At 69.2% G+C, this 25906-nt stretch carries 22 protein-coding genes; 14 read left to right on the forward strand and 8 right to left on the reverse strand.

From position 1 onward, the window contains the following. The first annotated feature begins 226 nt into the window (after positions 1 to 226). Positions 227 to 625: an SdpI family protein gene (locus H0B56_RS00465; protein ID WP_180890931.1), complete on the forward strand. Its 399-nt coding sequence runs from the start codon at positions 227 to 229 to the stop codon at positions 623 to 625. Positions 626 to 652: 27 nt separating this feature from the next. Here H0B56_RS00465 and H0B56_RS00470 read toward each other — a convergent pair whose 3' ends face one another. Next, entirely contained in the window at positions 653 to 1234 is a 582-nt protein-coding gene (locus tag H0B56_RS00470; protein WP_180890932.1) for a YqgE/AlgH family protein, read from the reverse strand. A gap of 195 nt (positions 1235 to 1429) precedes the next feature. Here H0B56_RS00470 and H0B56_RS00475 point away from each other — a divergent pair, with 195 nt between their 5' ends. Next, positions 1430 to 3379: a glycohydrolase toxin TNT-related protein gene (locus H0B56_RS00475; protein ID WP_343063692.1), complete on the forward strand. Its 1950-nt coding sequence runs from the start codon at positions 1430 to 1432 to the stop codon at positions 3377 to 3379. Positions 3380 to 3414: 35 nt separating this feature from the next. On the opposite strand, the gene H0B56_RS00480 is transcribed toward H0B56_RS00475, so the two are convergent. After that, on the reverse strand, positions 3415 to 4860 hold the full coding sequence (locus H0B56_RS00480; protein ID WP_180890933.1) for a CCA tRNA nucleotidyltransferase: 1446 nt from the start codon (positions 4858 to 4860) through the stop codon (positions 3415 to 3417). 214 nt (positions 4861 to 5074) lie between these two features. Here H0B56_RS00480 and H0B56_RS00485 point away from each other — a divergent pair, with 214 nt between their 5' ends. The 9 genes from H0B56_RS00485 to H0B56_RS00525 all read left to right on the forward strand — a co-directional run bounded on the left by H0B56_RS00485 (position 5075) and on the right by H0B56_RS00525 (position 16108). Next, positions 5075 to 5575, forward strand: a complete 501-nt coding sequence (locus tag H0B56_RS00485) for an NUDIX hydrolase (protein WP_180890934.1) — start codon at positions 5075 to 5077, stop codon at positions 5573 to 5575. 125 nt (positions 5576 to 5700) lie between these two features. Further along, on the forward strand, positions 5701 to 7932 hold the full coding sequence (locus H0B56_RS00490; RefSeq protein WP_180890935.1) for a DUF6049 family protein: 2232 nt from the start codon (positions 5701 to 5703) through the stop codon (positions 7930 to 7932). Between the two features lie 166 nt (positions 7933 to 8098). Further along, entirely contained in the window at positions 8099 to 9871 is a 1773-nt protein-coding gene (gene murJ / locus H0B56_RS00495) for a murein biosynthesis integral membrane protein MurJ (RefSeq protein WP_246360801.1), read from the forward strand. 108 nt (positions 9872 to 9979) lie between these two features. Further along, a complete protein-coding gene (locus H0B56_RS00500) occupies positions 9980 to 11596 on the forward strand; it encodes a protein kinase family protein (protein ID WP_180890936.1) in 1617 nt (538 codons plus the stop codon). 57 nt (positions 11597 to 11653) lie between these two features. Further along, positions 11654 to 12313: an RNA polymerase sigma factor SigM gene (gene sigM / locus H0B56_RS00505; RefSeq protein WP_180890937.1), complete on the forward strand. Its 660-nt coding sequence runs from the start codon at positions 11654 to 11656 to the stop codon at positions 12311 to 12313. Beyond that, a complete protein-coding gene (locus tag H0B56_RS00510; protein WP_180890938.1) occupies positions 12310 to 13062 on the forward strand; it encodes a hypothetical protein in 753 nt (250 codons plus the stop codon). Before sigM ends, H0B56_RS00510 begins: the two co-directional genes overlap by 4 nt. Before the next feature lie 217 nt (positions 13063 to 13279). Further along, on the forward strand, positions 13280 to 14311 hold the full coding sequence (trxB, locus tag H0B56_RS00515; RefSeq protein ID WP_180890939.1) for a thioredoxin-disulfide reductase: 1032 nt from the start codon (positions 13280 to 13282) through the stop codon (positions 14309 to 14311). Between the two features lie 68 nt (positions 14312 to 14379). Continuing rightward, positions 14380 to 14709 carry a thioredoxin gene (gene trxA, locus H0B56_RS00520; protein WP_089299461.1) on the forward strand — a complete coding sequence of 110 codons (330 nt, stop codon included), beginning with the start codon at positions 14380 to 14382 and terminating at the stop codon, positions 14707 to 14709. 247 nt (positions 14710 to 14956) lie between these two features. Then, positions 14957 to 16108 (forward strand): N-acetylmuramoyl-L-alanine amidase, encoded by a 1152-nt coding sequence (locus H0B56_RS00525; protein WP_180890940.1) that lies wholly within the window; start codon positions 14957 to 14959, stop codon positions 16106 to 16108. A 21-nt stretch (positions 16109 to 16129) separates the two neighbouring features. Here H0B56_RS00525 and H0B56_RS00530 read toward each other — a convergent pair whose 3' ends face one another. Then, a complete protein-coding gene (locus H0B56_RS00530; RefSeq protein WP_180890941.1) occupies positions 16130 to 16786 on the reverse strand; it encodes a GNAT family N-acetyltransferase in 657 nt (218 codons plus the stop codon). 246 nt (positions 16787 to 17032) lie between these two features. On the opposite strand from H0B56_RS00530, the gene H0B56_RS00535 reads away from it, so the two are divergent. After that, a complete protein-coding gene (locus tag H0B56_RS00535) occupies positions 17033 to 18364 on the forward strand; it encodes an aminotransferase-like domain-containing protein (RefSeq protein ID WP_180890942.1) in 1332 nt (443 codons plus the stop codon). A gap of 141 nt (positions 18365 to 18505) precedes the next feature. Further along, entirely contained in the window at positions 18506 to 19471 is a 966-nt protein-coding gene (locus H0B56_RS00540; protein ID WP_180890943.1) for a D-alanine--D-alanine ligase, read from the forward strand. An 88-nt stretch (positions 19472 to 19559) separates the two neighbouring features. On the opposite strand, the gene H0B56_RS00545 is transcribed toward H0B56_RS00540, so the two are convergent. The 3 genes from H0B56_RS00545 to rsmG all read right to left on the reverse strand — a co-directional run bounded on the left by H0B56_RS00545 (position 19560) and on the right by rsmG (position 22649). After that, positions 19560 to 20600: a ParB/RepB/Spo0J family partition protein gene (locus tag H0B56_RS00545; RefSeq protein WP_180890944.1), complete on the reverse strand. Its 1041-nt coding sequence runs from the start codon at positions 20598 to 20600 to the stop codon at positions 19560 to 19562. A 109-nt stretch (positions 20601 to 20709) separates the two neighbouring features. Next, positions 20710 to 21621, reverse strand: coding sequence for a ParA family protein (locus H0B56_RS00550; RefSeq protein ID WP_245818469.1), 912 nt, complete (start codon positions 21619 to 21621; stop codon positions 20710 to 20712). A gap of 386 nt (positions 21622 to 22007) precedes the next feature. Then, complete coding sequence (gene rsmG / locus H0B56_RS00555) at positions 22008 to 22649, reverse strand: 16S rRNA (guanine(527)-N(7))-methyltransferase RsmG (RefSeq protein ID WP_343063694.1); 642 nt, start codon at positions 22647 to 22649, stop codon at positions 22008 to 22010. 885 nt (positions 22650 to 23534) lie between these two features. Here rsmG and H0B56_RS00560 point away from each other — a divergent pair. After that, entirely contained in the window at positions 23535 to 23816 is a 282-nt protein-coding gene (locus H0B56_RS00560) for a hypothetical protein (RefSeq protein ID WP_180890947.1), read from the forward strand. Positions 23817 to 23920: 104 nt separating this feature from the next. Here H0B56_RS00560 and H0B56_RS00565 read toward each other — a convergent pair whose 3' ends face one another. Continuing rightward, positions 23921 to 24481 carry a Jag family protein gene (locus H0B56_RS00565; RefSeq protein WP_180890948.1) on the reverse strand — a complete coding sequence of 187 codons (561 nt, stop codon included), beginning with the start codon at positions 24479 to 24481 and terminating at the stop codon, positions 23921 to 23923. 45 nt (positions 24482 to 24526) lie between these two features. Next, positions 24527 to 25903 carry a membrane protein insertase YidC gene (yidC, locus tag H0B56_RS00570; protein WP_180890949.1) on the reverse strand — a complete coding sequence of 459 codons (1377 nt, stop codon included), beginning with the start codon at positions 25901 to 25903 and terminating at the stop codon, positions 24527 to 24529. Positions 25904 to 25906 lie beyond the last annotated feature (3 nt).

A 25906-nucleotide genomic window follows, 5' to 3' on the forward strand; every position in this document is an offset into this window, starting at 1 on the left:
CGTGGTGTCCCCGATACGACAGAGCCCCCCAGCCCGGCGGGCATGAGGGGCCGCCGCGCTGAACGTCGCGGTCAGCGCGGCCCGCTCGGAAGGAGACCGGTCCTCGCCATAACACTCATCCTAGCTACCGGTACAGCGGGCGCCGTGCCCGGCTCGCGTGTGACGTACGCGGCTACCCGTGTACCCGCGCCCCGGCAGCCGGCGCGGTCGCGCTTATCCTCGGCTCGTGGTATTCCTCGCACTCATCCCCATCCTCGGGGGCGTTCTCACCGGCTGGGGCGGTTACCTCGGTTGGCGCGGCCGTATCCCCCGCGATCGGGGGACAGGTGTGCGCACATGGGCCACCCTGCGCAGCGACGAGGCGTTCCGCGTGGGAAACAGGGTGGCGGGCCTGCCGACGATGACCGCGGGAGGTGTCGGTGTGGTCGCGGGGGGCGCGGCGTTTCTCATGCCGGACACGCTCGGCATCCTGCTCGCCGTCGGCCTCGGCGTACTCGGCATGATCGCGCTGACCGGCGCGGGCGGCGTGCTCGGGCACCGTGCCGCCACCGCCGTCAGTGACCCCGCACCCGCCGGAGGATGCGGCGGGTGCGCCTGCGGTACGGGCGGCTGCGGCGCGGGGTGAGGCCGCCGGGGCCGCCACCCGCCACGGTCAGTTGAGCTGCAGATCACCCGGGTGTGTCGCGAGCAACGCGGTCGGTACCCCCTGCCTGCGCAGCACATGCCCCCACAGGTCCGTATCCGGGCTGGCCAGCACATCTCCCGGTAGCGCGGGAACCGTCAGCCAGTCACCCCTGTCGATCTCACCGGCCAGCTGACCGGCGTCCCAGCCCGCGTAGCCCGCGAACACCCGCAACCCGCGCAGCCGGGGGACCAACGCGTCCGGGTCCGAGTCGAGCACCACCAGCGCCACCGGCCCGCGCACACCGATCGTCCCCGGGACGACGCCCGCCGACTCCCCGGCCCGCAGCGCGGCCAGGCACAACGGGGTGTCCTGCTCAACGGGACCGCCAACGAACACCGAGGCCGGCTCGACCACGTGCCCGGACCAGGACGGCAGGACCTCGTCGACCGGTACCTCGCTCGGCCGGTTCAGTACGACCCCCAACGTGCCCTCCTGGCTGTGGTGGAGCACGTATACGACCGTCCGGCGAAAGTTCGGGTCCGACATGCTCGGGTCGGCGACCAACAGGGACCCCTGCTCAACATCGGAGATCGCTCGCACGCCGGTCATGATCTCACTCGGTTCGCACGGCTGCGGAGCGACCTCCGCACACGCCGCACGACCTACCCGACGGTGCCGATCATCGGCTTCCCCTGCGAAGCCCGCGTGGAAATGTCCCGCATCGCCGAGTACGACACCGCACGCACCGTCGACGGCGGAACGGTAGGTTTGCACCGATCGACTGGGAAGGGAGGGGATCCCGGCGTGCGTCGCCAGGTTCGGGCCACGACCCACCCGGACGGTGCCTACGCGAGCTGGAACGGCCGGGTTCTCAGCGCGAGGACATCCGCACCGGACGGCGCCGTACACCTCGTGGCTGCCGAGCACGACCCGGTCCCGGAAGGGTTCGACACCGAGGTCGACGGTCTTCCGGCGAAGGCGGTCGAACGCGACCGGCTGCCGTGCCTGTTCCACCTCACGACGCACTGCGTGCTGGCGGACGAACAGTTCGCGGTCGCGGAGTGGCCCGATGACCATCGTCCGGATCGTCTCCGGCTGCGCTGGACGGGGACCGACCGCGCCACGGCGACCCGGCTCGGACTCGACCCACTCGGCGAGTCCGGGTCGTTCGGCACGGAGGCAGGCGTCGAGGAGCTGACGGCGCTGTGGCAGGTACGGCGCGACCTGCACCGCGCCGGGCCACCGCACGGGGACGCCACCGGGACGGACGGGAGCGCTACGCAGCGGCTACTGCACCGCATCGGGCGGGAGCTCAAGCGCATGCGCAGCGCGGATGCGCGCGGGATCGCCGCACGGTTCCGGCAGGTGGGTGACTACGCCGAACTCGAAGTGCGGGAGGCGGTCGGCGACGTCTCCTACTGCCTGGCCGCGCCCCCACGGCTCGGGAACTGGTTCGACCGGCTGCGGGCCGCGATGTACGAACCGGAGAAGGGGACATGGTTCCAGGCGACCTTCTCACTGACCGCCGACGACCGTTTCGACCTGCACTACGACTCCACCTCGCGCCCCACATGGCGGTGCGACCCCGAGCGGGCATGCCTGCCGGACGCCACGCCGTTCGCCGCCGAGCTCGAGCGATACCCGCGCGACCGCGACCAGGTACCTCCGTGGCTGGCCGCGCTCGCGGGGCTGCCGCTGGGGGTGGAGTTCCGGCGCGCGCGTGTGATCGACGCGCACACTCCTGGCGAGCCGCCGGTCGTCAACCGCACCCGGATCCCGCGGCACGAGATCCAACCCGTGCTCGGCTACCTCTACCGCGCACCGGTCGTGCTGGTCGGCGAGGGGCCGCAGCCCGACCTGTTCTCCCCGCACGACCCGCCGGACGTACCGCACGCCTTCCACACCGACGGGACCTGGATCTGGCCTGCCGCCGTTCCGCACTACCTGCGCAAGCACGGCGTTCCCCCCGAGCACGGGCTGCTCGACCACATCAGGACCAGGCACTACCGGCCGCCGTACGTCAGCCAGCTACTGCGCAGGACCGCACGCGCCGAGCTGGACGGCGAGCCGTTCCCCGCCCAGTCGGCAGCCGACCTCGACGAGCGCGATCCCGTCACCGAGGTGGAACGCGACGACAGCAGCGGGCAGGCGCTGCGCGCATCCGAGGTGCTGACGGTCCTCCGGCGCAGGCTCGCCGAGCAGGGCGTCTCCCCGGAGGCCTACCGGATCGGGGAAACCGCACCGGACGCGTGGTGCCTGCTCCGCGCCGGCGCTCGATGGGAGGTGGTCCGGTTCTCCGCGGGCGAGGTCGGCGAGCGCGAGACGTTCGACTCCGCCACCGCGGCGGCGGCGCACCTGCTCGGCGCACTGACCCTGTTCCCCACCCGCACGCTGGCCGAGCACGCCGCCGAGGAGGACCCAAGCGACTGGCCGATCGCACCGCTGCCCGGAGAGCCGCCGCTGGCCATGCTGCGCAGCCGCCGGATGGTGGTGCTGCCGACCGGTGCCATTCTCATCCGGTTCGGCGCGGACACGGGCAACCTCGTGCACGCGCCGTCCACACGGTTCCCGGAGACGTCGCTGCTGCCCGAACGCGAGCACCAGCGAACCGAGTACCGGGTGCTGCGGCCCCTACGGGCACTGGCCGGGGTGTCCCTGCCCTGGTCGGGAATGCCCGGCGGGGCGCTGTCCTACCTGCTCCCGCACACCGTCGGCCACCACCTCGCCACCGGAGCCCTTGCCGTGGCTGGATGACGCTGTCAGTCCCGCTCGTGGAGTGACAGCGTCATTCAGCGCAACCCCTGGTCGGCGGCCCAGCGGTAGAGTTCGGCGATGGCCTCGTCCCGGTCGAGGGGACCGCGGTCGAGCCGCACGTCCTTGAGGTGCTTCCAGGCCTTACCCACCATCGGGCCCGGCTCGATCCCCAGGAGCTCGATGATCTCGTTGCCGTCCAGGTCGGGCCGGACCTTCGCGAGGTCCTCCTCCGCGCGGATACGCGCGATCCGTTCCTCGAGGTCGTCATAGCTGCGCTGCAGCGCGGCGGCCTTGCGCTTGTTCCGCGTCGTGCAGTCGGCACGGACGAGCTTGTGCAGCCGCGGCAGCAGCTCTCCGGCGTCGGTGACGTACCGGCGCACCGCGGAGTCGGTCCATTCACCCTTGCCGTAGCCGTGGAACCGCAGGTGCAGGAACACCAGCTGGGAAACGTCGGAAATGATCTCCTTGGAGTAGCGCAGCTTGCGCAGTCGCTTGCGGGCCATCCGCGCGCCGACGACCTCGTGGTGGTGAAAGCTCACCCCACCGCCCGGTTCGAACTTGCGGGTGGCCGGTTTGCCGATGTCGTGCAACAGCGCGGCCAGCCGCAACACCAGGTCCGGCTCGCTGACGGGCTCGTGCTTGCGCTCCAGCTCGACCGCTTGGTCGAGCACGGTCAGCGAATGCTGGTAGACGTCCTTGTGCTGGTGGTGCTCGTCGATCGCCAGCCGCATCCCGGGTACCTCCGGCAGCACGTACTCGGCGATGCCGGTATCCACCATCAGCTCGACACCCCGGCGGGGATGCTCGCCCGTCATCAGCTTGGACAGCTCCGCCTGCACGCGCTCGGCGCTGATCCGGTCGATCTGTCCGGCCATCTCCGTCATGGCATCCACGACGCGCTGCTGGGCGGTGAACCCCAGCTGGGCGGTGAACCGCGCGGCACGCAGCATCCGCAGCGGGTCGTCCGCGAACGACTCGTCGGGCGCCGCCGGAGTCTCCAGCACCCCCGTCGACAGGGCGCGCAGCCCACCGTGCGGGTCCACGAACGACTTGCTCACCAGGTCGATCGCCATCGCGTTCACGGTGAAGTCCCTGCGCAGCAGGTCGTCAGAGATGCTGTCGCCGAACACCACCTCCGGGTGTCGCCCGATCCTGTCGTAGCGGTCGGCACGGAACGTGGTGATCTCCATCTGGGTTCCACGCCTGGTCAACGCCACGGTGCCGAACTCGACTCCGGTCTCCCAGATGGCATCGGCCCACCCCCGAACCAGCCGCAGCACCTGCTCCGGGCGAGCGTCCGTGGTGAAGTCCAGGTCGCCTGCCTCGTCGGAGAGCCTGCCCAGCATCGCGTCCCGGACGCTGCCACCGACCAGGTACAAACGGTGGCCCGCCTCGCTGAACATCCTGGCGAGCTCGTCGGCGACCGGCGAGATCCGCAGTAACTCGATCACCGCGTTGCGCTTGGCGGAAGATTCGGACACAACTCATCAGAGTACCGGCGCGCTGCGCGTGGACGAGCGGTGGCCTGATCCGTGAGCCAGGCCATACACCGCCGTCTGAGCGGCCGGAATGCAGCGTGACCTGCGATCATACCGACGGGGGCCGGAGCGGCACCGCGCCGGGGAGCTTCCGCGGACGTCGCCGATACCGGACTTCTTCACGAGACGAGCACGGTACGTGCACTAACATCGCATCATGCCTTCGTCTGCCGGTCACTCCGGCGCCGCCAGTCCCGGGCGCCGTCCCCGACGTCACCGGCGCCGTCGTATGACCACGGTGAACGAGACTTCGGCCGGTGGCCTCGTGGTGAACGGCGCGCGCACGCACGCCGTGCTGATCGGCAGACTGGACCGTAACGGCTCGCTGCTGTGGTCGCTACCGAAAGGCCACATCGAGGAAGGCGAGTCGCGGGAACAAACCGCCGTGCGCGAGGTGAAGGAGGAGACCGGTATTTCGGCACGCGTGCTGGATTCGCTCGGTACGATCGATTACTGGTTCGTCGCCGACGGCAGACGCGTGCACAAGACGGTGCACCACTTCCTCCTCGAGGCCACCGGCGGTGAGTTGTCCACAGCCGATACCGAGGTGACCGAGGTCGCCTGGGTAGCGTTTGCCGAACTCGCCGATGTTCTGGCCTATGCCGACGAGCGCAAGCTCGCGGCCAAAGCCCGGGAGGCATTGGCGGGCAGAGACTAGAGGTACCCGCCCGGAGGGCTACGCACGCCTCGGCGCGCGGGGTTCGCCTGCGGGCGGCTCGCGAGCGGCAAGGAACAGGTGACAGGCTACGTCCGGTGACCTGACTGAGGTGAATGGCCCGACTGATGAACAAGCCCGCAGGCAACGAGGTCTACTCCGTGCGTTCAACCGGCCGGCACCGTGCGGCAGCGCTACTGCTGGCGGCAGGATTCCTGCTCGCCCAGGCCCTGTTCGGCCCGGCGGCGTCCACGGCTCAGCCGCTGCACGTCGAGCAGGAACGCCTCGCGCTGGACGTCGAGCATGTCGCTCCTCGTGTCGTCACCGCCGACAGCGAGACGCTGACGATCACCGCAACGCTGACCAATATCGGGGACCGGATGATCAACGACCTGCGGGTGCGCGTCCAGCTGGGCGTCCAGCAGCGCGAGGTCGAGGACGTGCGCACGGCGATCAAGGGCGGGGCCCGAACCGACGCGCAGGCCAGCCCGTTCGAGGAGGTCGCCGCGCGGCTCGAGCCGGGGGAGAGCACACCGGTGACGGTGTCCGTGCCGATCGGCCCGGAGGGCACGGCCGAGCCGGGCGCGCTCGACCTCGGCGAGGAAGGCGTCTACCCGCTGCTGGTCAACGTCAACGGGCAACCGGAATACGGCGGGCCTGCCCGACTGGCGGCCTTCAGCATGGTGCTTCCGGTGCTGGACCCCCCTGGTGGCGAGACGACCGAACGCGCGGGCCGGGCACGGCCGGTGTCCATGCTGTGGCCGATCGCGGCCCCCACCTCGGTCGTTGACCAGTCGCTGGACAACGAGCTGGTGCTGGCCGACGACGGGCTCGCGGAATCCGTCAGCTCCGGGGGACGGTTGCACGACCTGGTCAGCGCCGCTCCCGGCGCCGGAGGCGATCCCGACCTCTCCCGCTCGGTGTGCTTCGCCATCGACCCCGAACTCGTGGCCGTGGCCGACGCGATGACGGAGGGCTACCGGGTCGGTGACGACCCGGGCGACACCGTCGCCGGGAGGGGCGCCGAGGATGCCGAGCAGTGGCTGGAGGACCTGCGCGACCTGGTCGAGGACCGCTGTGTGGTTCCCATGCCGTACGGCAATTCCGATCCCACCGTGCTCGCGGGCCCGCTACCCGAGCTGGCGCAGGCGGCGCTGGACAACTCCGACATCCTCGAGGAGCATCTCGGCACCCCCGTCCGGGCGGAAGCCTTCTGGCCGGACGGCGCGGTCACCGGGGACACGCTCCGCGCCCTCGACGAAGCCGGCACCACGACCGTCTTCGCGGGCCGATCGGACGTGAACGCCTCGGGCGAGTTCGACGGCCCCACCACGCTGAGCGCCTCCGAGGGCGTGGACCCCGAGTTGCGTGCCATCCCCACCGACGACCTGACCGCGCTCGGCTTCACCGAGCAGGAGCCGACCCACCAGGGACCGTTCACGATCAGGACCGCTCAGGGGCGGCCCGAGACAGCCGCGCAGAACGCCCTGGCCGCGCTGGTGTTCCGCACCCTCCCCGGCGAACGCGGTGGCGCCGAGCCGCTCGTTCTCGCCCCTCCCCGGACCTGGCAGCCGAGTGCCGCCGAGCTGGGCAGGTTGAGGGACGCGCTCGACCTCCTCGTCGAGCGGGGGATGGTCTCCCCGGAACCGATGTCGGACGTGCTGGAGGCGGACGCCAGCGGGCACGCCCGTCCCGCGGCCGCCACGTCGGGCCTGGCCACCTACCTGCCGGTCGGGCTCGTGCAAGAGATCAACAACCTCGCGTCGGTGATCAACGACCTGGACGCGGCCATGTCCGTGGACACCCCGACGCAGGTGGCACCCAGCGAGCTGCTCCGGCCGCTACGCAGCGGCCTGCTCCGCGCCACGTCGGCTCGCGCGCAGGAGGACCCGGCCCAGGCCGAGCGTGCCGTCGCGAAGGTCTCCACCGAGCTCGACCGCCTCCGCGACATGGTCCGGGTGGAGAACCCCGGGCGGACGATCTCCATGGCTTCGGAGACCTCGCCGCTGCCGGTGGTGGTGCGCAACGAGCTACCGGTCGAGGTGACTGTGCGTATCGGTCTGCACAACACCATCGGGGTGCGACCGGAGCCGGTGTCCGACCTCACCATGCCCGCCAACACGTCCTACACCCAGCAGATTCCCGCGACGGCGCTGCGGGCCGGACGGTTCAGCGTGGATGTCACGCTGAGCACACCCGGCGGCACTGACCTGGGTGAACCCGCGCGACTGGAGCTGGCGTCCACTCAGTACGGCGCGATCACCGTTATCGTGACTGCAACCGCGGCCGGTGCACTGCTGCTGCTGGCCGGGCATCGCATCTACCGCAGGGTGCGGTCCGGCGACACCAACAGCGACTGAGCCGAGACACCGGCCCGCGCGACGACGTTGCACGGTATGGCAGGGGATTGGGCACGCGTTGAGCAACCAGACGCCGGAGCGAGGTAGCGGGCACCGTGGCCCGGGACGACCACGGTCCGATCGAGGCGGCGGGCGAGCTCCGTACGCGCATCCCGGCCAGGCTCCCCTGTGGCCGACGGCCGACCCGGATGCCCTGCGGCCCTACGACGAGCTCACCCGGATGCTGCCGCGGGTCGCCCCACCCGGCCCGCCGGGCCGGGGCGATGCCGCTGCCGAACAGCCATCCCCGGGCGCGGGCGAAGCGCCCGGCGACGCGGACCGCTGGGAGACCCCCGACCAGGCCGAGCCACCGTCCCTCGCGCGCTCCGCGGGCACCATCGCGATCGCTTCGCTGATCAGCAGGATCACCGGGTTCGCGTGGAAGGTCATGCTGGTCTGGGTACTCGGCATCGGCGTGGCCAACGACTCCTTCAACGTCGCGAACACGCTGCCCAATATCGTCTACGAGCTGCTGCTGGGTGGGGTGCTGGCCAGCATCGTGGTCCCGCTGCTCGTGCGCTCCCAGGACGACCCGGATGGCGGCCTGGCCTACACGCAGCGGCTGCTCACCGTGGCGCTGACCACGCTCGCCGCCGCCACGGTGATCGCAGTGGTCACCGCACCGGCGTTCACCGCCATCTACGTCGACTCCTCCACGGATCGGGCCAACTCCGAACTGACCACCGCGTTCGCCTACCTGCTGCTGCCGCAGGTCTTCTTCTACGGTGTCTTCGCCCTGCTGATGGCGATCCTCAACGCGCGGAACGTCTTCGGCCCACCCGCGTGGGCACCGGTGGTCAACAACCTCGTCATCATGACCACGATCGGGGTGTACGCCCTGGTCCCGGGCCAGATCTCGCTGGATCCCGTGAGCATGGGCGACGCCAAGATCCTCACCCTCGGTGTCGGTGTCACGATCGGCATCGTGGCCCAGGCCGCGATGCTGCTGCCCCCGCTGCTGCGCAGCGGCTTCCGGTTCCGCTGGCGGTGGGGCATCGACGAGCGGATGAAGGAGTTCGGCACGCTCGCCGCCTGGATCGTCGGCTACGTGCTGGTCAGCCAGCTCGGCTACATCGTGACCACCCGTGTGCTCACCGCGGGTGCGCCCGGCGGGATGACGGCGTACTACAACGCCTGGCTGCTGTTCCAGTTGCCGTACGGCGTGCTCGGCGTCTCGCTGCTGACCGCGATCATGCCGCGGATGAGCCGGGCCGCGGCCGACGGGGACGACCACGGCCTGATCGGGCACCTCTCGTACGCCTCCCGCATCTCCACCGTCACGCTGCTGCCCATCGCCGCGGTCATGACCGTGGTCGGGTCCTCGGCGGGGATCGCGCTGTACTCGATCGGCCAGGGCGCGGAGGGCGCGGGCGCCGAGCGGCTCGGCCAGGCCTTGGCGATCTCGGCGTTCGGACTGCTGCCCTACGCCCTTGTGATGCTGCAGCTCCGGGTGTTCTACGCGCTCAAGGACGCACGCACCCCCACGCTGATCATGCTGGTGATGACGGCTGTGAAGGTCCCGCTGCTGTACCTGTGCCCCGTGCTGCTGGCGCCGCACCAGATCGTGCTCGGTGCGATGCTGGTCAACTCGCTGACCTTCGTGGTCGGCGCGTTCCTCGGCCAGGTGTGGCTGTGGGCCAGGCTGGGTAACCTGCGCAGCCGACGAGTACTCGGAGTGATCATCTTCACGGTGGCCGCCTGCGCACTCGGAGTCGTCGCGGCGGTGGGAGCCGGCATGCTCGTGCCGGGCACGTTGCCGGAGATCGTCGAAGCGTGGATCAGCTTGTTGGTCCAGTCGATCGTCGGTCTCGGGGTGTCCTTCGGCGCGCTGGCCGCTCTCGGCCTCGAGGAGCTCAAACCGGTCACGTCCCGAGTCAGCGCCCTCGTCCGGCGCGGATGACCGCCACACGGAACGTGACCTCGAACTCGGGTGTCGCGTTGAGCCGGAACTCACGGTATGACTGACGTACGCTCGGAAGGGGACAGCGTTGGAGGTCGCGAGATTGCGGTGAACGACGGGCGAAGCGAGCACGGTGGCGTGCCGAGAACAAGTATCAGGGCGAGCAGAGGCGCCCTCGCACCGGGCGGTGTCGTCGGTGACGGTCGTTATCGCCTGCTCGCGCAGCTGGGTGTGGACGAGCGCGTGGGTGCGCACCTGTGGAGGGCCCGGGACGGTCAGCTCCGCAGGGACGTCGCACTCACCGTTCTCGTCGGTGACCCGGCCGATGTCACGGCCGCGCGCGGGGCACAGCGCACCCTCGAACGCGCCGCGCACGCCTCGCAGTTCGGCCACAGGAACGTGGCACGCGTCCTCGACGTGCTCAGCCTCGGCGACGGGATCGCCTCCACCGAAGGTCTGCTGGGGATCGTGGTCGCCGAGTGGACCAAGGGAACCGATCTTGTCGATATGATCGGTGACGGTCCGGTCGCGCCCGCCACGGCCTGCCGCATGCTCGAACCGCTCGCCGAGGCCGTGGACCGCGCGCACAACCAGGGACTCGTCCTGGGGATAGACCACCCGCAGCGAGTCAGGCGGTCGCCGGACGGCACCGTCCGGCTGGTGTTTCCCGGACCGCTGCCGAACGGGACGCTGCGCGACGACGTCAAGGCACTCGGCGCTTACCTCTACCTGCTGCTGACCGGGTACTGGCCGCTCGAACACGGTCCCGCGGCCATACCGGCCGCACCGACCGGCAAGGACGGTGCGCTGCAGCCCCCGCAGAGCCTCCGGCCGGAGGTTCCGAAGGAGCTGTCCGCACTCGCGGCCCGCACCGTCGAGGACAGCGGTGGCGGGGGCGTGCGCACCAGCGCGGCCTTCCTGCGCGTGCTCAGCCAGATCGCGCAGGATGAGGAACACAAGGCATACCTGCGGCGTACAGGAGCCGAGACGGAGCAACCCGGCTACACCGAGGCCGACGGCACCGTCTGGACCACCCGCCGCCCCGTGACCGACGCGGGCCAGCGCAAGAAGCTGGCTTTCGGCGCGACGGTGCTCGTGGTCGCCGCGGTCGGGATCATCGCATGGATCGGCCTGTCGTTGATCAGCTTCTTCAGCGACGAGGACGCGGCCATCGGCCCGGACTTCAACGTGGCCGAGACGACGCAACAGGACGACGAGGACGAGGACTCCGACGAGACGGGGGAGGGAAACGCGGGCAGTGGTCAGGAACCGCCCGAGCCCTCGCTCGTGGAGATCGACCCCGGACACGTCCAGGGATACAACCCGAAGGGGACGGGAGACCACCCGGACCGCGCACCGAACGCCATCGACGGAAACCCGGACACGTCCTGGGTGACATCGCAGTACAAGCAGCAGCTGCCGGCGTTGAAACCGGGAACCGGGCTGTCACTGACCTTCGAGGAGCCGGTCGAGCTGCACAAGGTCGACGTGCTCAGCGAGAGCACCGGTACCGAGATCGAGGTCCGTACCGCGGATCACCCGAACTCGTACCTGGACAGCACAGAGGTCCTCGGGTCGGGAGAGGTCACCGAACGCGAGACGGGGATCGAGCTCGACGAGCCCACCACGGTGACCTACGTGATGATCTGGATCACCAAGCTCGGCGGTCCCGACGGCGCGTTCGAGTCCGAGATCAACGAGCTCACCTTCTACACCTCCGAGTAGGCCGCGAACCGCTGGCACGGCCATGCCGGCTGGCACGGCGCTAGTAAGCTCCGTCGGGTGACCGTCGCAGCTACTGACGCAGATCTGATCGCTGCCCACGCGCGGGGAGACCCGAACGCATTCGGCGAGATCGTCCTCAGGCACCGGGACCGGATGTGGGCGGTGGCGCTGCGCACGATGCGCAACCACGAAGAGGCCGCGGACGCGCTGCAGGATGCCTTCGTCTCCGCGTACAGGGCAGCGGCCAACTTCCGCGCGGAGTCGCAGGTCAGCACCTGGCTGCACCGGATCGTGGTGAACGCGTGCCTGGACCGCATCCGCAAGCAGCAGGCGCGCCCGACCGTTCCGCTTCCCGAGACCGACGAGTACCGCGAGCCCGCCGCTCCCGGCGACTCCATGGCGCAGCGCGAGACCAACCTGATCATCGCCGACGCGCTTCGCGAACTCCCCGAGGATCAGCGCGTGCCGATCGTGCTCGTGGATGTCGAGGGCTACTCGGTCGCCGAGACGGCCGAGATGCTCGGCATCGCCGATGGCACGGTGAAGAGCCGGTGTGCGCGGGGCCGGGCGAAGCTGGCGCACCTTCTCGGGCATCTACGGAACCCGGATGCGAATGCAAACGTCCCAGCTTCAGGCGGCACGGCGGATGCCGAACGACCTTCGCACCCGAGCGAGCAGGTGCACCCGACGCCGCCACGCCGAACGGAGGGACGATGAGTGACACGCGGAGGGGGGCGGACAGTGCGTGGGGAGGGCCGTGGTCCGTCGACCTGCTCGCCGATCTGCATGCCGGCGTACTCGACGAGGGCGAGGCCGCCGGGTTGTGGGAGCGGGTACGTCATGACAGCGAGGCGATGGACGTCCTCCGGTCGCTGGAGGCCACCACGGACGACCTCGCGCATTTCGGAGCCCAGCGCCCCAAGTCGGTACCGCCCGAGGTCGCCGCACGCATCGACGCCGCACTCGCGCACGAGGGCGCGGTGGCTCCCCCGGCTCCCGTCGTGGATCTGTCCGCTGCCCGCGCCAAGCGAAACAAGCTACTCGGGTGGGCAGGCGGACTGGCCACGACAGCGGCGGCGGCGATCGCCGCGCTGGCCATCCTCATGCCGGAGCAGACCACGACCGGCACCCCCATCGCCTCCGACACCGTGCAGGGCACGGACCGTCCCCCGGTCACGCTGCACGCGGAACGGCCGGAACTCGCCCTGGACAACACCTTCGGTATGTGGGATTACGGGCCGCTGGAGGATCGCGTCACGCTCGACGCGTGCCTCGAGGAGAACGGCATCGACCCCGATGTCCGACCGGCAGGGGTACGGCAAGGCACGGTCGACGGCGAGCAGGCCGTTCTCGTGGTCCTGACCACCGGGAACGTCGCGGAGTACCGGCTGCTGGCGCTCGCGCCGACCTGCGGTCAGAACGGCACAGGGCTGCTCTACGACGAGGTGATCGGCGGCACCGGCTGAATCGGTACGGTCGCGGAAGCCGGGCATGACGCACGCCACGGAACAACGCGTGTGTGTGTTCGTGTTGACGACAGTAGCGGCGATGGCAGAGTGAATCTCGGGCCACACCCGGTCGGGCCACCGGTCCGGCCGGTGCTCTGTGACACTGGAGTGCCTGGCCGTCGAGAACGAGACAGTCATTGCCCATACGCGAGGGGAACGTTAGCGGAGGTACCGGGTGTCAGCGGAAGGCATACGTAACCTGATCATCGTGGGCTCCGGGCCCGCCGGCTATACCGCGGCCGTGTACGCGGCCCGTGCGGACCTGCAACCACTGGTGTTCGAGGGTGCGCAGTTCGGCGGCGCGCTCATGACCACGACCGAGGTGGAGAACTACCCCGGTTTCCAGGACGGTATCCAGGGCCCCGAGCTGATGGACGAGATGCGCAAGCAGGCCGAACGTTTCGGCGCCGAGCTGCGCGCGGAGGATGTGGAGGAAGCCGACCTCACCGGCGATATCAAGTACGTCACCGCCAACGGCACGCGCTACGCGGCACACGCGGTGGTACTGGCGATGGGCGCCGCCCCGCGCTACCTCAACGTTCCCGGCGAGCAGGAGTTGCTGGGCAGGGGAGTTTCCTCCTGCGCGACCTGCGACGGCTTCTTCTTCCGCGACCACGACATCGCCATCGTCGGCGGGGGTGACTCCGCGATGGAGGAAGCCACCTTCCTGACCAAGTTCGCGCGCAGTGTCACGATCATCCACCGCCGCGAGGAGTTCCGCGCATCCAAGATCATGCTCGACCGCGCCAAGGCGAACGAGAAGATCCACTGGAAGCTCAACTCGCAGGTCACCGAGGTGAACGGCGAGGGGACCGTGAAGGGGCTCACGCTCACCGACACCGTGACCGGCGAGCGGTCCGAGCTCGCCGTGACCGGGTTCTTCGTCGCCATCGGCCACGACCCGCACAGCGCGCTGGTCCGGGGCCAGGTGGACACCGACGAGGAGGGCTACGTACTCGTCAAGGGTCGCAGCTCATACACCAATCTCGATGGGGTTTTCGCGTGCGGGGACCTCGTCGACAGCACCTACCGGCAGGCCGTCACCGCTGCCGGTACCGGCTGCACGGCCGCCATCGACGCGGAACGGTGGCTTGCCACCCGCGGCGAGTCCGAGGCCGCGCACCAGGCCGCCGATCTGGTCGGCGGCGGTTACGGCGCACCAGTCACGGCTGGCGCCGGTGGCACCAACCAGGGGTCGGGCGCCTGACGTACGACCCGTCCACCGTACGTACCCGGTGACAGACCCGACCTTCGAACACGATGCAGGGAGACAAGATGGCCGATACGCCAGTCAACGTGACCGACGCCAGCTTCGGCGACGACGTACTCAAGCACGACAAGCCCGTGCTCGTCGACTTCTGGGCAACCTGGTGCGGACCGTGCAAGATGGTGGCGCCGGTGCTGGAAGAGATCGCGGCCGAGCACGGTGACAAGATCACCATCGCCAAGCTCGATATCGACCAGAACCCGGGGACGGCGCGCGACTACCAGGTGATGTCGATCCCTACCCTGATCCTGTTCTCCGGTGGCGAGCCCGTGAAGCAGATCGTCGGCGCCAAGCCCAAGGCTTCGCTGCTGTCCGAGCTCTCCGACGTCATCGGCTGACGCACCCGAGGGCAGCGCTCGCCCGTGCCCGGCCGCGTACCGTGGCCATAGTGGGCGAGCGCTGCCGTACGTTCCTACACCCACCGGGTGAGCCGGATAGCGTACCCTGACCCCGCATCTCGGCACACCCGGACTCCCGGCGCAACCACCGCCCGCTCACAAGGCACAATAGGACTCCCCGGACCCCTCCCGGGGTCGCCCGTCGAGACCGGGTGAAATGTGGTCGGCGAGGAAGAGCGAGGAGTGCATGCGGGTACTCCGCCGCGGTGACGTCGGCGCTGATGTCGCCGAGATCAGATCACTACTCACCGCTGTGAACATGCTGCCCCCAGCGAGCGACTCGACACACACGCCAGGGGACCAGCAGTTCGATGCCGTCGTCGAGGAAGCCGTGCGCACCTTCCAGCAGCACCGTGGACTGATGACCGACGGCGTGGTGGGGCCTGCGACCTATCGCGCGCTGCGTGGCGCCAGCTTCCACCTGGGCAGCAGGCCGCTGGCATACATGATGTCCGCGCAGGTGCACGGCGACGACGTGTTCACCCTCCAGGAGCGGTTGACCGAGCTCGGTTACGACGCGGGCCGTCCCGACGGCGTCTTCGGCCCCCGCACCGAGGCGGCGTTGCGGAACTTCCAGCGGGACTACGGCCTGGTGATCGACGGGATCTGCGGCCCGGGCACGGTCCGCGCGCTCCGCCAGCTCTCCCCGCGCGCGAGCGGCGGTCGCCCCGTGCTGCTCAGGGAGCAGGAAGAGGTCCGCAAGGCAGGACCCCGGTTGCGCGGCAAGCGGATCGTCATCGACCCGGGGCACGGCGGTGAGGACCCCGGCATCGAAGTCCACGGTGTCCGCGAGGCCGATATCGCATGGGACCTCGCGCGCAGGCTCGAAGGTCGCATGGCGGCCACCGGGATGGATGCGTTGATCTCCCGCGGTCCCGACCAGACACCGTCCGAGGCGGACCGGGCCGCGTTCGCCAACGAGGCGAGCGCCGACATGCTGCTGTCCCTGCACTGCGACTACAACACCTCACCACGCGCGCAGGGCGTCGCCAGCTTCCACTTCGGTACCGGCAACGGGACCACGTCCACGGTCGGGGAGCTGCTCGCGGGTTTCATCCAGCGGGAGCTCGTCGCACGGACCGGTCTGCTCGACTGCCGCACCCACCCGCGCACCTGGGAGCTCCTACGCCTGACCAGGTGCCCGGCCGTGCGAGTGGAGATCGGCTACCTCTCCAACCAGGAGAACCGCAGCCGCATGGCGGACCCGCACTTCCGGGATGTGGTAGCGGAGGGTTTGCTTGTCGCGGTCAAGCGCCTGTACCTGCTCGGCGAGAACGACCAGCCGACCGGCACCTTCACCTTCGCCGACGTGCTCCGTCACGAGCTGACCAAGCAGTAGGCCCGCCCGGCCCCACACGGCTCACACCCTGCCGAGGCTGCGCTCCGCGCTTCCCACGGTGGACACCGAGACCTGACCGAGCAGCTGCTCGAGTGCGGCCTCCACATCCTCCTTCCACGACATGCCGGCACGCAGCTCCAGGCGCATCCGTGGCCACCGGGCATCCGCGGCTACGGTCTTGAAGCCCACACTGCGCAGGAAGTCCGCAGGAACGACACAGTTGTGGTCGAGCGCGTTCTGCGCGGCATCGGCGGCCTCCTCGTCACCGAACGCCTCGACGGCCTTCACGCCTCGCCGGGTCAGATCCTGCACCGCGGCCTGCACCAGCATCCTGCCCAGCCCGCAGGAACGGAACTCGGGCAGCACGAAGAAGCTGGTCAGCATGATCGCGTCCGCGCTGACCGGGGCCGTGGGGAACGCCGAAGCACGCGGCACGGCATTCGGCGGCGCGTACAGCACGAACCCGACAGGGAGGTCCTCGCTGTAGGCGATGCGACCGCAGGATCCCCACTCCAGCAGCACAGCCGAGATCCAGGCTTCCTTCTCCACCTCGGTCTCGCCGTACTCCTCCACCTGCTCGCGCATGTGCGGGGCGAGCTCCCAGTAGACACACCGGCGGCAGCGCAGCGGCAGGTGCTCGAGGTTGTCCAGCGTGACACCGACGACGTGTCGTGACACGGGACCTCCCAGGGGTCGGCGCATCGGACTGTTCGCGGCGCGCTGTCGCCGCGCCGTGATCAAGCAGCTCACCACCGAGGATATGTCCTCGGCACAGGGGACGTAAGCGGGTGCCCCGTTGCGGGATCGGATGAGGTGTGACCCACGTCCGCGCGCTGGCCGTGTCCGTACCCCACCTGGTTACACTCAGATGACGTGCCGCACACGGCGGTAGCCCTTGAAGCCATCTCTTGCGAAAAGTGCCACATGAACCCCTCCGGACCCACGCAGCCCAGTGACGAGCACGACCCGAGCCGTCACAACCTCGATCCTCACCTGGACCGCTACGCCGCGCGGACAGCGGGGATGACCGCATCGGAGATCCGTGCCCTCTTCGCCGTCGCGAGCAGGCCCGAGGTCGTCTCGCTGGCCGGAGGCATGCCGAACCTCACGGCGCTGCCGCTGGAGTCGCTCGCCGCGCAGATGTCCGACCTCATCCGCGAGGAGGGGCTCACCGGGTTGCAGTACGGCTCGGCGCAGGGTGTCCCGACGCTACGCGAGCAGATCTGCGAGATCATGGCGCTCGAGGGGATCTCCGCGCACCCCGATGACGTCGTGGTCACCGTCGGCTCCCAGATGGGCCTGGACATGGTCACGCGGCTGTTCTGTGACCCGGGAGACGTGGTGCTCGCCGAAGGGCCTTCCTACGTCGGCGCCATCGGCTCGTTCACCGCGTACCAGGCCGAGATCGAGCATGTCGCGATGGATGACGACGGGCTCGTCCCGGAGAATCTCCGCGAGGCCCTCGCCCGCACCGAGCGCGAGGGCAAACGGGTCAAGTTCCTCTACACGATCCCGAACTTCCACAACCCCGCCGGCGTGACACTGGCCGTGAACCGGCGCAGCGAGATCCTGGAGATCTGCCGCCAGCACGGCGTTCTGGTGATCGAGGACAACCCGTACGGGTTGCTCGACTTCAACGGCAACATCTACCCGGCGCTACGGGCATCCGACCCGGACAACGTGATCTACCTGGGGTCGTTCTCCAAGACCTTCGCCTCCGGCCTGCGGGTCGGCTGGGTGCTGGCCCCGCACGCCGTGCGGGAGAAGCTCGTGCTGGCCGCCGAGTCCGCGACACTGTGCCCGCCGACCCTCAACCAGCTCGTGGTGTCCCGCTACCTCTCGAGCCACGACTGGATGGGGCAGATCAAGACGTTCCGGGAGAACTACCGGGAACGCAGGGACGCGATCCTCGGCGCACTCGAGCAGCACATGCCGCCCGGCTGCAGCTGGACACATCCCTCCGGCGGTTTCTACGTGTGGCTCACCGTCCCGGAAGGCGTGGACGCCAAGGCGATGCTCCCCCGTGCGGTGACGGCACGGGTCGCCTACGCTTCCGGAACGGGCTTCTACGCCAATGCCGAGGGCAGCAGCCAGATGCGGCTGTCGTACTGCTACCCGACACCGGAGCGCCTCCGGGAAGGGGTCCGCAGGTTGGCGGGCGTGCTCGAGTCCGAAATAGAGCTCGTGCACACCTTCGGTACGGTGCATGCACGCACGAGCTCCGGACCCGAGACGCCGTCGCCGGACACCGCGTGACCGGTGCCGGGACGGCGAACGTTCGCCCGGGACGGCGAAGCTCCGATGCACTGTCCACTACCGATACCGAGGAGGGACTGTTGCAGAATCACGCGGCAGCTCACCCGGTGACAGCAGAGCAACCGATACAGGAGTAGTCCCGTGGGAGACAGCACCAAGGCCGAACGAACCGTAGCCGTGCTCGCCGGCGGGCTCTCCCACGAGCGCGACATCTCGTTGCGTTCCGGACGCAGGCTCTCCGCCGCGCTGCGCCCGGAAGGGTTGCACGTCGAGGAATGGGACACCGACGCCTCGTTGATCACCAGGCTGCGCGATCAGCGGCCGCATGCGGCGATCGTGGCGCTGCACGGGGGAGAGGGGGAGAACGGGTCCATCCAGGCCGTGCTCGAGATGCTCGACGTACCGTATGTCGGTACGAGCGCACACGCGTGCCGGCGTGCCTGGGACAAGCCCACGGCCAAGGCGGAGATCGCCGAGGCCGGGTATCCCACGCCCGGCTGGGTCGTGCTCCCGCACAGCACGTTCCGGGAGCTGGGCGCACCGGCCATGCTCGAAGCCATGGTGGACTGCCTGGGTCTGCCGCTGATCCTCAAGCCTGACCAGGGAGGGTCCGCACTCGGCACGCAGGTCGTACGCGACAAGGCCGAGTTGTCCACAGCCATGGTCGGCTGCTTCGCCTACGCCGACGCCGTGCTCGCCGAGCGGTTCATCGAAGGGGTCGAGGTCGCGGTCACCGTCGTCGAGCGGGACGGTGAGCTGGAGGCGCTGCCACCGGTGGAGATCGTTCCGGAAAGCGGTGTATACGACTACACCAGCCGGTACACGGCGGGACTGACCGATTTCTTCGCCCCTGCCCGGTTGACCGACGAGGTCGCCGCCGGAGTCGCCGAACTCGGGATCTCGGCGCACAAGCTGCTCGGCCTGCGCGACATCTCCCGCACCGACGCCATGATCGACGGCGACGGAACGGTGCACTTCCTCGAGGTCAACATCTCGCCGGGACTCACCGAGACCTCCACCGTCCCGATGGCCATCGAGGCATCCGGACGCACACTCGGCATGATCTACTCTGACCTTGTCGACCAAGCGACAAAGCGCTCCAGGTAACGATTGTGGCGAGCCGAGGGACTCCTTCGACACCACATATGTACCGAGGGGGTCCTTGGGCTCGCCACCATCACCGTGACGAAAAGGGCTAGTCCGATGGGCCGTGGATGTTACGTGCCTGGCGGGCGCTTTCCGGGTCCATGATCCCCACGATCCGCTCCAGGTCGTCCACCGAGCCGAACTCCACGACTATGCGTCCCTTGCGGCGACCCAGATCCACCTTCACCTTCGTGTCGAAGGTGTCCGACAGGCGATCGGTCAGGTCCTTCAGGCCGGGAGCCTGCATCGGCTTGCGCGCCGGGGTCTGGTCCTTCGACTCCTGCTCCGGCTCGGACCGGGTGAGCGTGACAGCCTCCTCGGTAGCCCGCACCGACAGGCCCTCGGCCACGATCCGAGCAGCGAGCTCCTCCTGACGTTCCGGGTCCTCGAGTGCCATCAACGCCCGGGCATGTCCAGCGGACAGGACGCCGGCCGCGACCCGGCGCTGCACGGGGAGGGGCAGGCGCAGCAACCGGATGGTATTGGTGATCACCGGCCTGCTACGGCCGATACGGCTCGCGAGCTCCTCGTGCGTCACCTCGAACTCCTCGAGGAGCTGCTCGTAGGCCGCGGCCTCCTCGAGCGGGTTGAGCTGCACGCGGTGAATGTTCTCCAGCAGCGCGTCACGCAGCATCGCGTCGTCGGTCGTCTGCCGGACGATGGCGGGCAAGGTAGTCAGCTCGGCGCGTTGTGCCGCGCGGAGCCTCCGCTCACCCATGACGAGCTCGAACTCGTCATCGGGTAGTTGCCGCACCACGATGGGTTGCATCAGGCCGAACTCGCGGATCGAGTGCTCTAGCTCGCCCAGCGCCTCCTCGTCGAAGACCTGGCGCGGCTGACGCGGGTTGGACCTGATGGACGCGACCGGGATCTCCCGGTAGACGGCCCCGGCGACTTCCTTTCCCGGCGCACCTCCCGCCGGGGCATCACCGGCCGGCACATCGATGGACCCGTTCGCTGCGAACCAGTCAGTGCCGATCGAGCCGGTACCGGGTACTGGATCCCGGCCGTCCTGCGCTTCCTCCTCGACGGGTCCGGTGGGAATCAACGCGGCAAGCCCTCGTCCGAGTCCGCCCTTGCGATCTGTCATGCCGTCTCCTTCAGTATCCCAAACTGCCCTTCAGCGCCCCGTGGTTCACGTGTCTCATCGCCGGCACTCGCTGTGCCCCGAGAACGGCCGCCCGGTTCGACCGCGCTCATCAAGCCGCCACACCCGCACCTCGTTCAGCCAGCTCCCGCGCGGCATCCACGTAGCTCATCGACCCACGGGAGCCGGGGTCATAGGCGAGGACGGTCTGGCCGTACCCCGGCGCCTCGGAGACCTTCACGCTTCTCGGGATGACCGTACGAAGCACGATCTCGCCGAAGTGCTGCCGGACCTCGTCGGCGACCTGATCCGCCAGCTTGGTTCGCCCGTCGTACATCGTGAGCACGATGGTGGAGATCTCCAGCTGCGGGTTGAGATGGGACTGCACCAGCTCGATATTGCTGAGCAGCTGGCCCAGCCCTTCGAGCGCGTAGTACTCGCACTGGATCGGGATCAGTACCTCGTGCGCGGCGACCAGTGCGTTCACGGTCAGCAGGCCGAGCGACGGCGGGCAGTCGATAAAGACGTAGTCGACATCGACCTCGTCCAGCGCCTCATTCGTCAGCGCCTCCTTCAACCGCGCCTCCCGGGACGCCATCGACACGAGCTCGATCTCGGAGCCGGCCAGGTCGATGGTCGCGGGAACGCAGAGCAGGTTGGGGGACTGGTGGCTCGCGACCACGGCGTCCGCCAGGGCGACCTCACCGATCAGCAGCTCGTAGACCGACGGAGTACCGGAACGGTGGTCGACGGTCAGCGCGGTACTGGCGTTTCCCTGCGGGTCCAGATCGATCACGAGAACCCGGAGGCCGTGCAGCGCCAGCCCGGCGGCGAGGTTGACGGCACTGGTCGTCTTGCCGACGCCGCCTTTCTGGTTCGCCACCGTCACCACACGGCGTCGCCGAGGCCTCGGGAAGCTGTACTCCTCGGGATGCAGCACCCGCGCCGCGCGCTCGGCCTCTTCACCGATCGGCGTCCAGTCCGGCCTGTTCTCGGAGTCGTCCGAAAGCGTTGACGGATTCACTTCGGTATCGCACCTTCCCGACGTCCCAAGACGTCGCTCTCTCACGAGTTCGCGCTGTTTCACGTGGAACATGCCAGTGCCCCGCCGGCACTGCGCGCTCCATACCCTGGTCGGATCATCTGCGTCGGCCCACCGTCGCTCGCGGCACCGGCGCAGTGCACCCATGCCTGATTGGTCGCCCACTCGTCGTTGCCGCCCCAGCGGTCCCCCGTCCACTGGATTGCCAACAACCTGCCACGCCTCACGTACCTACCGCCCGCTCGCGCCCGGTACGTCCCTCTCGCTCACTCGCGACCACGGACGGCCCCGGCACGAACGTACGTGTCTTATCATTCCATGCCTGCCCGCGTCCGCGTCGACACCTGTGCTCTTCCTCCCACGGCGTGTCATGAGGCCCGGCCACGTCGAGTCGACCGCGACCGAGCGGAGGTGCGCTTCTTCGAGCTACTCGGAGTGCTCACCTTCGGCACCACGACCACCGTTGCCGGATCGTCAAGGAGACCGGAACCGCACGCCACGATCGCGGGCTCGCCCCCTCCCAGCCGGTACAACTCCGCACGGTCCCGCTCGACCTCCTCCGCGGCGCTGGCTCCCTTCATCGCGAGCAACCGCCCCTCGAGCCGTAGTAGCGGCAGGCACCAACCACCCAGCTTCGCCATCGGGGCCACGGCTCGCGCGATCACCACGTCCGCGCCGCCGACGCCACACGCCTCCGCGCGCGCACGCACGATCTCGACATTGCCGAGCCCCAACGCGGCTGCGACCTCCTCCAGCCACTGCACCCGGCGCGCCATGGACTCCACCAGAACGACCCGCAGGTCCGGGCGCGCCAGCGCCAGGGGGATACCGGGTAGTCCCGCTCCGGAGCCCACGTCCACGACCGTCGACCCGTGCTCGACGAGCTCGGCAACTACCGCCGAGTTGAGCACGTGACGATCCCACAGCCGCTCAACTTCGCGCGGCCCGATCAACCCGCGGGCAACCCCGTGCTCGGCGAGCAGCTCGACGAAGCGGCTCGCTCCATCCACACCCGGTCCCAGTATCGTGGTCGCGACTTCCGGTGCCTCTCGCACGGTCCGCACTCTCCTGACTCCATCGGTGCCCGCATCGCGCCCCTGGCGACGTAACGGGGTAGGGGCGGGGTCAGTATCTCGCGCGGAAAGGACCCCGGAGACGGCGCATCCGTTTCACGTGAAACCGGGCACCCGAATCACCGCTCGACAGACGGTCGCCGGGTTTCACGTGAAACCGGCACGAGCTCTGGAGGAATGCCGGACCCGACCCGGTTTCACGTGAAACGCGACAAGTAACCCGGTGCGCTGTCTCCCGACCGCCGCTCCGCCGCAACATCGATGCCGCTCGCGGCCCAGCGGTGCGCTGTCTCCCGACCGCCGCTCCGCCGCAACATCGATGCCGCTCGCGGCCCAGCGGTGCGCCGCTCGACCGGCCGCCGTGCCCGCACCACCGCGCACGCCGCGCGAGCGGCACATCACCGTCCCCGGACCCGGCGCGCACATCTCGCCGCATTCGGTAACCAATCGCCCGGTGGTGTCCGGTGGCAACCCGCCGGACACCGTCCCCGCGATACCGGCCAACGAGCCCCGCCAGCGAGCCCCGCCAACCAGCCACCGGGCCCGACGCGGCCCGGGCGCACCCGGTCCCGTACACGGTGGCGGTGGCGTGGTGCCGACGCGCGGAGAACCCCCGGGGGGCGTGACGCATCGCTTGTCGATGGCAGCAGCATCACGCGGCGGCCGCCGTGTCCCGGCGTCATGCCGGGACCGGGTTCGAGGTGCACCGGCTGATCGTGCACAGGCACCGTGCCCGGCCACCGGAGGCGCACATCGTTACGGCGATCGGACTCTCTCGGAGGTGCGTGGACACCCGGCTCGCCGGTCATCACGCACACGGCGATGCCGGTCCGGCGATCGCTCGTCGCGACCGCGAACGCCGGAGCCGATGACCGGGACCGTGGTCCGGCGCCAACCGCCGGCAGCGTGTCGGCCTACCGGCTGGTCCGCACCAGCGGCGCCGGACGAGCGGCTGCCCGCGCGCCCCGGCTGGGGCAGGACGACACCCACCAACCGCAGGCGACCGGCCTTCCGGCCAAGTACATCCGGGGCGACACGTTGGACAGCGGGACCGGCGCGATCCGGCTACGGGTGCCGGTGGCTGACGTCCCCGGTTTCACATGAAACACGTCGCCGAGCCCCACCGGTCGCACCCCGTCTCCCGCTGCCAAACAAAAGGCGGCCCGCCCCTGATGGGGGTGGGCCGCCTCAGGCTCCTACGGGCTCCGTCAACCATCTCCGGCCGGGACCACGACCACCCGGCGCTTGGGTTCCTCGCCCTCGCTCTCACTCGTCACGCCGTCCATCTCCGCAACCGCGTCATGCACGACCTTGCGCTCGAAGGGGCTCATCGGGTGAAGTCGTTCCCGATCGCCGCTTTCCAGTGCCTTGCGCCCCGCGGACCTGCCCAGCTCCATCAGCTCCGCACGCCGGTCCGCGCGCCAGCCCGCGATATCGAGCATCAGCCTGCTCCGCACACCGGTCTGCTGCTGCACCGCCAGCCGCGTCAGCTCTTGCAGCGCCTCGAGCACCGACCCCCGGGAACCGACGAGCTTCTCCAGATCATCGCCGCCATCGATGCTGACCATCGCTCGCCCGCGCTCGACGTCCAAGTCGATGTCGCCGTCGAAGTCGAGCAGGTCAAGTAACCGTTCCAGGTAGTCTCCCGCGATATCGCCTTCCCGGACCAGCGCGTCCTCGTTCGTCGCCGGAGGCCCCACGTCGCTCTCCTCCGCGGACGCGTCGGGTTCCTCGGCCTCTGCATCAACCGGCTGGATGGTCTCGGACATCATCTCTCCTTCCACAGCGTGCGGAACGCATCGCCGCTCGATGCTTCAGCCGCGTTTGCGGCCCGACTTCTTCTTGGCCGCACCCGTCCCGGCTCGGCCGGTCCCGCTCGCCTTCGCTCCGTTCTTCTTGGCTTGCCCACCCGTCGACTTCGCGCCGCTCGCGGACTGGCCGGTTCCGGAGGAGCCCGTCTTGGACCCGGATGACTTCGCCTTGCCGTTCGTCGACGGGGCTCCGCCCTTGCTCGCCTTGGCACCGCCTGCCGACGACCCCCCAGAGGTCTTACCCGAGCCGGACGCGCCCTGCTTCCCGGTCGACGACTTGGCCTGCTTTCCGGGTTGCTTCCCGGACTGGTTCCGCTGCTTGCTTCCTTGGCCGGACCCCGATCGGTTCTGCTTCGCTCCCGATGTGCCTGCCTTCTTCGGGGCCTGCTTCTGGGGCGCCTGCTGCTCGGTCGTTTCCTGTGCGCCGTCGGCCTCGCCCTGGCTCTCGTGCACGCCGTCATCCGACTCGGAGTCGCCGTCCTCGCTCGTCTGGCCCGCGGTGCCCTTCTTCTTGTCCGGCCGCTGACCCGGCTTCGGCGCCAGATCGGTGCGTTTCTGCGAGGCCTGTTCCTTCTTCTGCTCCTCTTCCCGGTCGATCCAGCGGTAGACCAGACGCTGCTGCATCAGCGTCCACGTGTTGTTCGCCAGGAAGTAGATCAGCAGCCCGAGCGGCATGAACGCACCGAACACCAGCAGACCGATCGGGAAGATGTACTGGGTCAGCTTGTTCATGATCGCGGTCTGCTGCGTGGCCGTAGCGGGATTCTGCCGCTGTACGGAGTGCCGCGCCGTCAGGTGCGTCAGGATGGAAGCCAGGATCATCATGGGCACGCCGACCGGCAGCGCCGCACTGTGGAAACCGGCGTTCACCGCCTCGGCACCGGTACCGACGGTGGCCATCTGGGTGTTGTAGATCGCCTGACCGAGGTTCGAACCGAAGATGTCCGCCTCGATGTACTGGCTGACGCCTTCCGGGCTGAAGAAGTAGTTGCCCGATCCCTCTTCATTGCTGCTCGCGAAGAGGCGGAGCACGTGTACCAGACCGATGAAGACCGGGATCTGCAGCAGGATCGGCAGGCACCCGCCGACCGGGTTGACGCCGTGCTCACGTTGGAGCTTCTGCATCTCCTGCGCCTGGCGCTGGCGGTCGTTCGCGTACCGCTTCTGGATCTTCTTGATCTCCGGCGCGAAGTCCTGCATCTTGCGCATCGAGCGCACTTGGCTCACGAACGGCTTGAACAGGATCGCCCTGACCGTGAAGGTGAGGAAGACGATACCCAGTATCCACGACACCGCCTGTGTCTCGCCCAGCACGAACCCGAAAGCCTTGTGCCAGAACCACAAGATGAACGAGACGGGGTAATAGATGAAGTCGAGCACTGA

The organism is Haloechinothrix aidingensis (genome assembly GCF_013450155.1).
Lineage (GTDB): Bacteria > Actinomycetota > Actinomycetes > Mycobacteriales > Pseudonocardiaceae > Haloechinothrix > Haloechinothrix aidingensis.

Coding starts and splice junctions, on each gene's coding strand:
- H0B56_RS00485 (WP_180890934.1), top strand. CDS start 5,075: ATGCCTTCGTCTGCCGGTCACTCCGGCGCCGCCAGTCCCGGGCGCCGT.
- H0B56_RS00545 (WP_180890944.1), bottom strand. CDS start 20,600: ATGACAGATCGCAAGGGCGGACTCGGACGAGGGCTTGCCGCGTTGATT.
- H0B56_RS00525 (WP_180890940.1), top strand. CDS start 14,957: ATGCGGGTACTCCGCCGCGGTGACGTCGGCGCTGATGTCGCCGAGATC.
- trxA (WP_089299461.1), top strand. CDS start 14,380: ATGGCCGATACGCCAGTCAACGTGACCGACGCCAGCTTCGGCGACGAC.
- H0B56_RS00510 (WP_180890938.1), top strand. CDS start 12,310: ATGAGTGACACGCGGAGGGGGGCGGACAGTGCGTGGGGAGGGCCGTGG.
- H0B56_RS00470 (WP_180890932.1), bottom strand. CDS start 1,234: ATGACCGGCGTGCGAGCGATCTCCGATGTTGAGCAGGGGTCCCTGTTG.
- H0B56_RS00560 (WP_180890947.1), top strand. CDS start 23,535: ATGCCGGTCCGGCGATCGCTCGTCGCGACCGCGAACGCCGGAGCCGAT.
- H0B56_RS00565 (WP_180890948.1), bottom strand. CDS start 24,481: ATGTCCGAGACCATCCAGCCGGTTGATGCAGAGGCCGAGGAACCCGAC.
- H0B56_RS00535 (WP_180890942.1), top strand. CDS start 17,033: ATGAACCCCTCCGGACCCACGCAGCCCAGTGACGAGCACGACCCGAGC.
- H0B56_RS00490 (WP_180890935.1), top strand. CDS start 5,701: ATGAACAAGCCCGCAGGCAACGAGGTCTACTCCGTGCGTTCAACCGGC.